At 39.5% G+C, this 656-nt stretch carries 1 protein-coding gene; it reads right to left on the bottom strand.

Going from position 1 to position 656, the window contains the following annotated elements; translation table 11 throughout:
* Positions 1 to 557, bottom strand: a 557-nt coding sequence (locus HC175_RS16100; protein ID WP_235942650.1) for a CHC2 zinc finger domain-containing protein, incomplete at its 3' end; no start/stop codon positions are given.
* Positions 558 to 656: the final 99 nt, after the last annotated feature.

Below are 656 nucleotides of genomic sequence, written 5' to 3'. Positions count from 1 at the left end.
ATAAGGTTGATGTTTCCAATGGAATTCAGCACAACAATATCCGAGGAAGAAAAAAGCTCATCATCCAGCACTTTCAGGGATAGGAAATCAAACATGCCTTCAGTAATCACCAGTCTCTTGTAACCTCTTAAGAAGGTCGAAACGGTCTTAGGAGAGGTAGAGCATTTGAAGAATTTATTCCTTAGCTCATAACCTCCTGCATCGTTACTCAAACCAATTGCGAAATAGGTTTTGTTGTTCAGATAATACCATACCTCGTGGCAGAAAGTTTGTCCTATTTGAAGGGGAATTTTTCTTGAAGTTAGATATTGGATAAGAGCGGGATGTTTTAATTCATTGATTTGTTTTATCTGAACAGAGTTTCTTTTGTCAGAAATTTTTTCCGGGCTAAAAGAAAGCGGAATATTTTCCTGAAGAGATTGAGCTGCTTCATAAGCTGAGCAGTTTTCCAATGCCATGATTAGATCTATAGCTGAACCTCCTTTTCCAATTCCGAAGTCATACCATAGGTTCTTAATCAAAGAGACGCTGAAAGATGCTTGGGTTTCTGACCGCAGGGGACTCAGAAACCAAGCTTCTTTCTCCGATTTTCTGATGGGAAAGTGCCCTAATTTTGCCAGCGTTTTTACGATGCAAATATTACGGGCTCTTTCGCA

The sequence above is a fragment of the Salinimicrobium oceani genome (assembly GCF_012037645.1).
This window is presented reverse-complemented; position numbering and strand designations above follow the sequence as displayed.